The sequence below is a fragment of the Micromonospora sonneratiae genome, assembly GCF_042679305.1.
In the GTDB taxonomy this organism is placed as follows: Bacteria; Actinomycetota; Actinomycetes; order Mycobacteriales; family Micromonosporaceae; genus Micromonospora_H; species Micromonospora_H sonneratiae.
Genome location: NZ_JBHTMP010000041.1, coordinates 12,825 through 23,306, shown reverse-complemented (window position 1 = coordinate 23,306; position 10,482 = coordinate 12,825). Strand labels below are relative to the sequence as shown.

The 10,482-nt window shown below is 68.2% G+C and carries 9 protein-coding genes; 3 read left to right on the top strand and 6 right to left on the bottom strand.

All coding sequences use genetic code 11. The features are described from left to right. Window positions 1–14 precede the first annotated feature (14 nt). Window positions 15–680 carry a winged helix-turn-helix transcriptional regulator gene (locus ACFQ4H_RS23505; RefSeq protein WP_377574043.1) on the bottom strand — a complete coding sequence of 222 codons (666 nt, stop codon included), beginning with the start codon at window positions 678–680 and terminating at the stop codon, window positions 15–17. 71 nt (window positions 681–751) lie between these two features. Here ACFQ4H_RS23505 and ACFQ4H_RS23500 point away from each other — a divergent pair, with 71 nt between their 5' ends. The 3 genes from ACFQ4H_RS23500 to ACFQ4H_RS23490 all read left to right on the top strand — a co-directional run bounded on the left by ACFQ4H_RS23500 (window position 752) and on the right by ACFQ4H_RS23490 (window position 3,657). After that, window positions 752–1,687, top strand: coding sequence for a hypothetical protein (locus ACFQ4H_RS23500; RefSeq protein WP_377574040.1), 936 nt, complete (start codon window positions 752–754; stop codon window positions 1,685–1,687). 51 nt (window positions 1,688–1,738) lie between these two features. Further along, window positions 1,739–3,115, top strand: coding sequence for an ABC1 kinase family protein (locus ACFQ4H_RS23495; RefSeq protein WP_377574038.1), 1,377 nt, complete (start codon window positions 1,739–1,741; stop codon window positions 3,113–3,115). A 113-nt stretch (window positions 3,116–3,228) separates the two neighbouring features. Beyond that, window positions 3,229–3,657, top strand: coding sequence for an ester cyclase (locus ACFQ4H_RS23490; protein WP_377574035.1), 429 nt, complete (start codon window positions 3,229–3,231; stop codon window positions 3,655–3,657). Window positions 3,658–3,936: 279 nt separating this feature from the next. Here ACFQ4H_RS23490 and ACFQ4H_RS23485 read toward each other — a convergent pair whose 3' ends face one another. From ACFQ4H_RS23485 to ACFQ4H_RS23465, 5 genes are all read right to left on the bottom strand, one after another. After that, the gene (locus ACFQ4H_RS23485; RefSeq protein ID WP_377574033.1) at window positions 3,937–5,838 is read right to left on the bottom strand and encodes a BTAD domain-containing putative transcriptional regulator; all 1,902 of its coding nucleotides are present in this window, start codon (window positions 5,836–5,838) and stop codon (window positions 3,937–3,939) included. Window positions 5,839–5,990: 152 nt separating this feature from the next. Continuing rightward, entirely contained in the window at window positions 5,991–7,151 is a 1,161-nt protein-coding gene (locus ACFQ4H_RS23480) for an FAD-dependent monooxygenase (protein ID WP_377574030.1), read from the bottom strand. Between the two features lie 46 nt (window positions 7,152–7,197). Then, window positions 7,198–8,304 carry an SRPBCC family protein gene (locus ACFQ4H_RS23475; protein ID WP_377574027.1) on the bottom strand — a complete coding sequence of 369 codons (1,107 nt, stop codon included), beginning with the start codon at window positions 8,302–8,304 and terminating at the stop codon, window positions 7,198–7,200. Between the two features lie 85 nt (window positions 8,305–8,389). Then, a complete protein-coding gene (locus ACFQ4H_RS23470) occupies window positions 8,390–9,022 on the bottom strand; it encodes a DUF6073 family protein (RefSeq protein ID WP_377574024.1) in 633 nt (210 codons plus the stop codon). A gap of 35 nt (window positions 9,023–9,057) precedes the next feature. Further along, window positions 9,058–10,383, bottom strand: coding sequence for a HEAT repeat domain-containing protein (locus tag ACFQ4H_RS23465; RefSeq protein ID WP_377574021.1), 1,326 nt, complete (start codon window positions 10,381–10,383; stop codon window positions 9,058–9,060). Between the last annotated feature and the right edge of the window lie 99 nt (window positions 10,384–10,482).

Genomic DNA, 10,482 nt, shown 5'->3' with positions numbered 1-10,482 from the left:
CCGCGCCCCCGCCGTCAGGCTCCGCCGAGGCCCAGCAGGCGCAGGCACCTGGTCATCGCTGCGGGCGCTCCCGCCACCTGGACCTTCTGCTCCAACACCGCCTCGAGCGGGTCGATGCGGCGCAGACCGAGGCCGAACAGGGTCGATGCGTCGGTGCGTACCCGCAGGGCCGGTTCCGTTGCCGGTCCAGCGTCGATCCGCGCTCGCCCCCCGGCCACCACCACGTGGAACAACTCACCGTCGACGTCGAAGTCGTAACTCTCGTCGATCGGTGGAGTGCGTTCGTTGGAGACGAGCGCCTCCACAGCCAGCATCGCCCACCCCGGCCGGACCAGTCCACCGGTCGGTGCGGGACGCTCGGTCGCGTACGCCAGACCGAACCGGGCCAGGGCCAGCACGGGTTCACGCAGCTGCTTGCCGAGTTCGGTCAACGCGTACCCGCCGGTGCGGCGCTCCGCGTCCTGTGCCATCACCACGCCCGCCTCGACCAAAAAGCTCAGTCGGTCGGCCAGCAGGTTCGTGCCGATCCCCTGGAGCGCGTCAAGCAGTTCACCGTAGCGCCTCGGCCGCACCAACAGTTCGCGAATGATCAGCAGGGTCCACCGTTCGCCGACGATGTCCAGGGCATGCGCCAGGCCGCACTGCTGGTCGTACGAACGCCGCTCTCGACTGACCTTCATGTCGGGCCACGACTCCCTTCAACGTCAGCTTCAGTATCCAGTAGCAATCTACGTCCACGGAGGACAAGTCGATGACCGCTACGAGCCCGTCCACTGGCACCTACCGGCAGACATTGACGCCTTTCGGCGGCCGGCGCGCGACGATCGTCGCTGTCGCGAGCGCCCTCGCCGGTGCACTACTGGCGTTCCTCTGGTCGTTCGAGCTGGTCGACCACGTCATCGGTAACAACGTGGCCAACTCCGTACTGGGTGAGGACGCGACACAGACCGCACTGGTCGGTTCCCTGACGGGAGCGGTGTTCGCCTTCGTCTCCGGACTGGCCGGCACCTTCACCGCCTGCAACATCGCCGTCTTCGCCGCGCTGCCGGAGATCGGTGAACAGACCGCCGGCCGTCGGCAGCGGTTCCTCGCCGTACTGCGCCCGATGGCCTGGATGGCGTTCGGTCTGGTCGCCGTCGCCGCGGTGTACGGCTTCGTCGCGGTGCTCATCGGGCCGGGACTGCCACAGTTGTCGACCGGGACCGTCGGCGCCGGAATGCCGGTACGGCTGCTCCAGGCGTCGGTGGTGTTCGGGGTGATCGGGCTGGCCTTCACCTACCTGGGGCTGGCCGCTCTGGGCCTGCTGCCCGACCCGTTCCGGCACCGCCCCCGCGCCCGGCTGTTCCTGCTGGGGGCGCTGGTCGGTGGATTCCTCATCGGCCGGCCCTACCCGCTGTTCCGGAAGTTGCTGGCACACGCGGTGGAGGCGGACGATCCGCTGTACGGCGCGGCGACCATGGTGCTGCAGTCCCTGGGCAACGTCGTCGTCATGCTGCTCATCGCCGTCGTGCTCGTGCTGGCCACCGGCGGACGGTTCACCCGGTGGGTGTCCCGGCCGGGACGGGCGGCGACGCTGGCCGGCGCGGCACTGGTCCTGCTCGGCATCTTCCTCGTCGTCTACTGGGACCTGCGCCTGCCGGCCCGCTTCGGCTACGGCTGGTTCCCCACCGCACCGTGGAACTCCTGACCCACCTGCTTTCAAAACTTGTAGCGTCTCCCCGGCCCATGGAGGACTGTGATGGGGCACTCCTCGGACACTGCCAAGACCCACTCCGAGCCCGGCCAGGCGGTAGCCGACCGGGAGGAGGCAGACCGGTACTCGCTGGCCGCGAACCGGCCATCCGGTGTTCGGATGTTCCTGCGCGGCGTGGTCGTACTCACCACCACCGCCGTCATGCTGCTCCCCGCCGCTGTGGCGGCCCTGGTCGTACGTCTGGTGCGCGGCCATTCGGCGGCACACCGGTTCCTGGCCCGCAGGGTCGTCCGACAGGTGGAACGACTTGGCGCGACCTTCATCAAGTTCGGGCAGATCATGGCCACCCGACGCGACGCCCTGCCCGGTGTGCTCTGCGACGAGTTGGGGAACCTCTACGACCGGGTGGGACCGATGCGCCCGCGAGCCGCCCGAGCCGCGCTGACGGCGGCGTACGGCACCGAACAGTCGGCACTCTTCGCCACCGTCGACCCGGTGCCGGAGGCCAGCGGCAGCATCGCCTGTGTCTACCGGGCGACCCTGCCGGATGGTCAACCCGTCGCGATCAAACTGCAGCGCCCCGGCATCCGGCGGCGGATGTTGGTCGACCTGTCCATCCTGCGGGCGATGATGTCCCTCGCCGAACGGCTACCTGCCTTCCGTGGGGTGCCGATCGGCGAGCTGTCCGGCTTCGTCTTCGGCGCCATCCTGCGCCAGCTGGACTTCTCGACCGAACGGGCCAACCTCGCCCGACTGCACGAAAACTTCGCGGGACTGGAGTACGTGTGGATCCCCCGGACCCTGCCCGAGCTGTGCCGACCGAACGCACTGGTGATGGAGTTCGTGCCCGACCTGGTGCACCGACCGGTTGCGGAGATCGCCCCGGAGCGCCGGGGCAAGCTGGCCGCCCGTACCCTCAGCGCCGTCTACCAGATGCTGTTCATCGACGGGTTCGTCCACTGTGATCTGCATCCGGGCAACGTGTACCACGTCGGATCGCGAATAGTCATCCTCGACGCCGGCTTCAGTGTCCAACTACCGGCGAAGGTACGGCGACAGTTCTCCGAGTTCTTCCTGGGGATGGCCCTCGACCGAGGACGCCGCTGCGGCGAGGTGGTGGTGGAGAGCGCGGTCAGCATCCGGGAAGGCGCCGATCTGGACGGATTCGTCGATCGGGTCGCCGACCTCGTACGCCGCAACTCGGGCGTGCCGGCCAAGGAGTTCCAACTGATGGACTTCGGGACCGAACTGTTCGACCTGCAACGTGACTTCGGCCTGTACGCCGCCTCGGAGTTCGTCTTCCCGCTGATGTCCCTGCTGGTCATCGAGGGCACCGTACGGGCGCTCGATCCGGAGGTCGACTTCCAGGCGGCGGCCCGGCCGATGCTGCTACGAGCAGCCGCGCGTACCGCGGCGGCATAGCCGGGGCCCGCGACGAAACGCATCGATGACGGATGAAGAACCGCAGCATCAAAGAAGAACGGGGCCGTGACGCCCCGTTGAGCAGACCATCGCCGCACCCGGAGGAGCCCGAGATGACCGAGGCCGACAACAAGGCGGTCGTACATGCCCTGATCGAGTCCTGGAACCGTGACGACCTCGCCGGCATCACCAGGCTGTGGGCACCGGAGATGGTGCACCACGGACGCGACGGGACCCTCCCGGCCGCGGAGGTCGCCGCGGAGATGGGCCGGTTCATGCGGGCGTTCACCGGCGTCCACATGGAGGTACACAGCATGGTCGCCGAAGGTGACCTGGTCAACACCCGGATGACGGTCCACTTCTCGCACACCGGCGACTACCTCGGGGTGCCGGCAACCGGACGTCGGTTGCGCTGCGGCCTGATGGGACAGTTACGCATCGTCGACGGCCTCGTGGTCGAGCACTGGGGCATCGCCGACGGTCTGCACCTGCTGGAGCAACTCGGTGTGTTGCCGGAGTCGTTCCTGTCCGCGACGGCGTGACCCGGACCATGCCGGGCCGACCACCCGTACGAGGAGTCGAACCGGAAGGCGAACCCCAGCGGGTCGAACCCCTTCCGGTTCGAGGGAGACCGGATCACCGAGCACCGGCGGGGGTTCGACGTGGTCAAGATCTCCGACCTGCGGGCGGACACGCCCGGGCAGAACCCGGTGGTCGGGCGTCCAGCCGCCGCAGTAGCACGATCGAGCGGCACCCGGCGTCACGCAGTCGCGACCCGGTCACCACAACGGACGCCCACCATCCACGGCGTCATGCTCCGGTCATGCGACACTGTCCGACCCACCGGCCGGCAGACGCCGCGCCGGTGACACCGTGGCCAGTTCACCGAGCCCGAGAGCACAGAGTTGGCTGGCCAGCAGGTGCACCGTCGTCAGCATCTGGTAGATCGGCCCGGACTCGCTCTGCTCGACGGTCAGCAGCGACTTGTACACGAGCCGGTCCAACGTGGCCCGCAGCGTGGCCCGCAGGTGTGGCGGCAACTGGCACACCCGCATCGCCTCGGACAGTGGGAACCGTGGCGGCAGCACGCCGAGCCGTACGAAACACAGCCGTTCCGCCGGGGTGAGGCATTCGACGCTGCGGTAGAGGGCCTCCCGTAACGTGCGCTGATGTAACGGGAACCCTCGGCGCAGCGGCGTCAGCCGGGCCAGCGGGTCGTCCAACTTCTGTAGCAGGCCGTTGATCCCATCGGTGGTCATGGCAGCCGCCGCCAACTCCAGCGCCAACGGCAGTCCGTCCAGCCGCCGGCAGACGACCGCGACCGCCGAGGCGTTCGACGGTTCGACCCGGAAGCCGGGCGACGCCTGCGCGGCCCGCTGGGCGAACAGCCGCACGGCCGAGCTCTGCCGGATGTCCTCGTACTCGTTGGTCTGCGGGGTCGGTAGCGGGCGGACCCGCCAGACCGTCTCGTGCGGCAGACCCACCGGTTCACGCGAGGTGACGATCACCGAAACGTGCCGGCATGCACGGACCAGCCGGTCGATCAGTACCGCGCAACCATCGACCAGGTGTTCGACGTTGTCCAGTACGAGCAGAAGCTGCTGGTCTCCGAGCACCCGGGCCAGGTCACCGGTGCCGGCGGGGGCGTCCACCAGGTCCAGGAGGTGCCGGTCGATCTGCTCCCGGTCCCAGAACTCGGAGATGTCGGCCACCAGCACGCCACCGGTGTAGGAGTCACGGATTCGGTCGGCGGCCTGCAACGCCAGCGCCGACTTGCCGCTGCCGGCCGGCCCCACCATGGTCACCAGCCGGCGTTCGGACAGGAACTGCAGGGTCGCGGTCAGGTCCTCCTCGCGGGCCACCAGTTCACCGGGTACCGGGCCCGGCCCACGCCAGAGCGGTCGTACGGCGCCCACCTGTGGCGCGAGGCCGTGAACCGGGGAGACGTGCTGAGCACGTGTGACGATCTCCCGGTAGCAGGAGAGCAACTCGGGTCCGGGTTCGACGCCGAGGTCGGTCTCCAGTTGCTGGCGCAGTTCGGCGAAACGCGCAACCGCACTGGCCCGCTGACCGGTCCCGGCCAATGCCGAAAGATAGCGGGCCTGTACCGCTTCGTTGATTGGCTCCGCCTTCGCCAGCCGCTCGGCGGTGGAGAGAACCACTGCGGCCAGGCCCTGGTCCAGCCCGATCGTCACGTACTCCAGGGCCGCCTCAACCCAGTCCTGATAAAGCGAGTCGGTCTCGGATTCGGCGCGCAGCAGGGAGCGCAACTCTGTCAGATCGGGATCGCGCCATAGCCGGATCGCCTCGCCTAACAGTTCGAATGCCCGGGCCCGCGCACCGACGGTCGTCAATTGACGAGCATGCGCAACGAGACTACGAAAGCGCATGATGTCGACCTGCCTGGCATCGATCGTCAGCCGGTAACCGTTGGGCGCGGGAGAGATGACGTTGGTTCGTTGACGCCGGGGCATATGCGGCTCCAGCAGGCCACGAAGCCGGGCAACATAGGTGTACACCAGGTGTCGGGCACTGGGAATCTGCGTTTCTCCCCAGATCGCCCTAATCATCCAGTCAACCGAGACCACCCGGTCCACCCGCAGCGCGAGACAGGCGAACACGGCCCGTTGTTTGCGCGGGCCCAACGAGATCAGTCGGGGCCCTCGGCGGACCTCGACCGGCCCGAGGACATCGACCCACAGAGCGACATTGGATTCCGCCATGTGCTACCTCCAGCGCCCAGGCTAGTGTCACTTTTCGAAGACGGGTAGCAACGCTAAGTAGCTTTTTAACGAGCGGCAAACACGATCTAATTGATATGTGACAATTTTTGACCAGTGTCGCGAGTCAGGAAAGCAAGGCTCAGGCTACGCCGTCACCGCCGGCTCGGACGACTGATCCGGCCGGCACGGAAGGTGAACATCTGGTCGAGCTGCAAATCCTGCAACCGCCTCGGCAGATGGGTCGTGATCCCGTCACGCAACGCGCACGCCACAGGGTTGCGCCACCTGCCCAGCACACCCATCCAGTGAGCCTGCCGGGTGACACCGGCGACCCGCCCCCGCCGTAACGAGGTGAAACGGGCGAGCGCCGGCGGCAGGGGTCCACCACCTCGCAGGCACTCGCCCAGGACGACCGCGTCCTCGATCGCCTGGCAGGTGCCCTGCCCCAGGGTCGGTGCACTCGGGTGTGCCGCGTCCCCGACCAGCACGACCCGGTCGTCATGCCACCGACGAAGTGGCGCCCGATCGCTGATCGGTGTCCGGACGACCCAGTCGGGTGGGGTGGCGGCAATCAGCCGGGGAACCGGATCGCACCAGGCACGGTAGTACCGGCGCAGCCAGGCCAACGACGCCTCAGGAACCTGGGCGGCCAACGCATCCGGCAACGAAGCGAACCAGTAGGTGCGGCCGGCTGGCAGGGGGAACGCCCCGAACTGCGCTCCCCTGCCCATCACCATCAGCCCCGGAGCACCCTCGGTGGAGAGATCGGCGATGCCGCGGAACACCACGTATCCGCACGGGCGAAGGTCTCCGGACCGATCCAGCAGACGGGCCCGTACCGGCGAGCGGATTCCGTCCGCCCCGACCAGGAGCGAGGCCGACTCCCGGGATCCGTCCGCGAAGTCGGCGGTCACGTCGGTGACGCCCACCCGGTGGTCCACGAGTGTCGTGGCCCAACGTACGGCGTCGGCCGGCAGCGCAGCCCGTAGCACGCCGATCAGATCCGCACGGTACAGCGTCACGCCGGGCCACCCGTACCGCGCGACCAGTTCGGCACCCGGCGTACGGCTGAGGAGCACGCCGTCCCACCGACGGATCTGCGTACCGTCACAGGGTTGCGCCACCGCGGCCACCTCGTCGGCCACACCGAGCAGACGCAGCGCCGACATCGCGTTGGGCCACAGGGTCAGCGCGGTGCCGACCGGGTCCGGAGCGGCCCGACGCTCGTACACCGTGGCGGCCATCCCGCCGTTACGCAGCGCGAGAGCCGTCGCGAGTCCAGCCGGTCCGCCACCGATGATCAGCGCCCGCATGGGTTCCTCCACTCCGTCCGCCACGGTGGCGTACCGATGGTCGCCGCTATCTGCTCCAGCCGTGCGGGCCGGCGCCGAACGGCGCATCCCCGGGCATCCGGTCGTCACCCGCGCCCGCTGTCACCGGTCCGGGCACGACGGGTGGTGGCCGGTGCTGGCTCTGGGCCATCTGCTCGGCGCGGCCGAACGCCCCGACCCAGAACCCGGTGAGCAGCCTGCGCTCAGCCAACGGTGCGGCCACCACGCTCAACGCCTCCCAACCGGTATGGAACACCTGGAGCAGGCTGCGGCCGAGCCCGGCGGGTTCGATCCAGAGGTGACCGGACAGTTCGGCCGGCCACCCGGGCCGTCGCAGGCCGAACTCCAGCCGGGGCAGATACGACGGGAACTGCTGGTTCGCCTCGATGTGACGGTGCACCTGGAGTGTGGCGACCCCACTCGCGTCACCGAGGATGATGTCGACGGTCTGCCCCTCGGCCAGGGAGCCCGTGGCCCGGCTGAGCCAGAACTGCATCGCCGGTACGGCGGTGAGCATCGCCCACACCTCGAACGTACTGCCCGGCAGTTCCGTCTGCACGTACGGACCCATCCGACGCCACGGCCACCGCCAGGGCACCCCGGTACGGATGAAGTCGGCAAGCTGGTCGAGGATCCCGGGCCAGCCCATGCCGTTCCACGATCGCCAGTCCGACGGTGGGTTGACGGCCTCCTCGATCACCGTGACAGCGGTGACCTCCGGCCCACAGGCGGTCATCGACCAGGTGACCGACGTGGCCGGCCCGACACCCACCCAACGCCACAGGTGCCGCAACTCGGCCCGGCCCCCGCTCTCCGGCGTCCGCACCTCGACCGTACGGCACAGGAAGAACTCGCCGTCCTCGAAGTCCAGGATGGACTCGGCGCCGTCCACCGCCCATGCCCCCCGGCACACGGCGAACCACTGGCCGACCTGTTCCGGATCGGTCAACGCCGCCCAGACCCGCTCGACCGGTGCGGCGATCCGCACCGTACTCACCAGACGTTCCCATCGATCCTGGACGATCGGAAAGGCCCCGTTGCGGTGCAATGGCGGAAAGTCCGCGCTGTCGATGTCAAGTACTGGAATTGACGTGTCCCGCCACGCGGCGGCCGATGTCGGGTCGTCGACGGTCATGGCTTCCTCCTCGGGTCGGTCCGCTACCGGTCGGTGCCACGGGAGGAAGCCGGACGGCAGGGCCGCCCGGCTTCCTCCCGGCGCATCACATCTGCTCGGGTGCCAGGTAGCCCCCCATGGCGAAACGCAGGCTGGTCAGGTACGCGATCGGCTCGTCGTCCGCCGCGTTGATGTCGTACAGCGGCATCATCCGGTAGATCTGGCCCTTGCCCGGCGCGCCCGCCGGCGGGATCGACCGGACATCGTCGATGGTCAGGATGATGGGCTCGCGGTTCATCAGCTTGAGGCCCAGCTTCGGCATGTCGAAGATCGCGCCGACCGCCATCCGGCAGGCCTTGGCCGACGGGCCCTCACCGGCGTACGGGTCGAACGGGGTACGGATCTGTCCCGCCGACAGGCACTCCGGGTTGAGGGTGACCGTGATCCTGCCGAGTTCCTCGCACTCGCCGACCATCTTCATCTCGATCAGGTTGGTGTAGACCTCGGCGTTGGACCACTCGTCGGACGTCGGGGTCGAGCGGACCACCCGCACCCAGCCCTTGAACTCGACCGTGTACTCGCCGACCCCGGGGACCGCGAAGGTGTCGACCGAGCTGATGCCCAGGTTGTCGATTCCCGGCTCCGGCGGCGTCCACGGCACGACCGGGGCACCCGCGTAGACGTTCGGCACACCGTCGGTGGTGACCGGCCGCCCGTATTTGATCGTTGGAGTCGTCATGACTTCCTCCCGCTAGTTACGGCAGCTCCCGTTGGTTACGGCAGCAGGGTGGTGTGGTCGCAGCAGGTCAGGCCGGGGCGGTCAGCGACGCCGTCCTGGTTCATGTCGATTTCGCCGTCCACAGTGGAGTAGACGTCGCGCGAGTTGAGGTCGATGACCCCGTCGTTGTCCCAGTCGTTCAGCTTGCCCTTGAAGGTGCCCAGGATGAACGCATTGGTCATGTGGCCGATCTCCGAGTCGTGCAGGGTGGAGAGCACGCCGTTACCCGGGGTGAGGATGTTCTGCATCGGCTGTCCGGCGATGCGGGCCAGGTTGACGTAGCCCCAGCCCTGGAACCGGCCACGGACGTACCGGATGGCCGGCTCGTCGTGCACCTGGAACTTCGGCTCGAGGTGCCAGGTGCCATAGCGGGCGAAGCCGATCTGCGCCTGCCGGGTGCCCTCGCTCGGGTCGTCGGCATGGCCGGACTTGAAGAACGTCCGGGGCACCAGCGACTCGAAGAAGAAGTTGCCCCGGTCGCGGCGGGTACGGTCGGTGAAGCCGCGGAACAGGTAGTTGTCGCAGTGCGGCGAGCCGTCGGCATGCAGACCGTCGATCGTCTTGGCGATGACGAGCTGCCGCTCACGGGTGGCGACGTTCGGGCAGGCGTGTGCCTGGCCGAAGAGCCGCGCCAACCCCTGCGGGGCCAGCGAGAGCTTGCCCCAGTGCTGGTTGGAGTCGTCCAACCGCACGTAGAGATCACAGTGGATCAGCAGGTAGATCGTCTCGTCGAAGGTACGGCCCGGCGTGAACAGCCCGGAACGACCGTCGAAGGCGGGGTCACCGGTCTGCAGCTCGCTCTTGAACAGACCCGACCACTCGGCGATCTCCGGGTCGGTGTCCCGGACGAACTTGTGCAGGGTGCTCACCGCATGCGGGCCACCCAGCTTCTCGATCGCCCAGAGCGCGTCCCAGCGCACCTCGCGATCCCGGTCGTGGAGCACCGCCTGCTCGAGCAGTTCGATCGCGTCCGGCAGGTCACGGTCGGCGTACTCGAACAGCGCCTGCTCCCGCATCGCCGGGTCGGGGTGGGCGAGGGCCTGCTCCCGTAGTTCCTCGTTGGTCCGGTTGTCGAGCCGGATCGCCACGTTGTTGAGCGCGTAGCCGAAGTCGCTGGACCAGGCTGCCGGGTCACCCGCGACGAACCGCGGGTCCACACTCGACAACGTCGTACGGTAGGCGAAGTTCAGCGCGTCACGCTGGTCGACGTTCAGGTCGTCGAGCAGGATCGGCTCGGTCTCCGCCGGCACCGTGTCCTCCCACGCTCCCGGGTTGTTCTCCGCAACCGTTGCGGGGGACTTGTTACACAGGTCGATGGCCATCTGAGCCTCCTTCGGAGGGTTAGCGCCTGTACTTCGAAACCTAGAAGGCGGGCTTCCTTCTAGGCTTCTTTCAAGTTGCTGCGCTCTATTCCCGCTCGA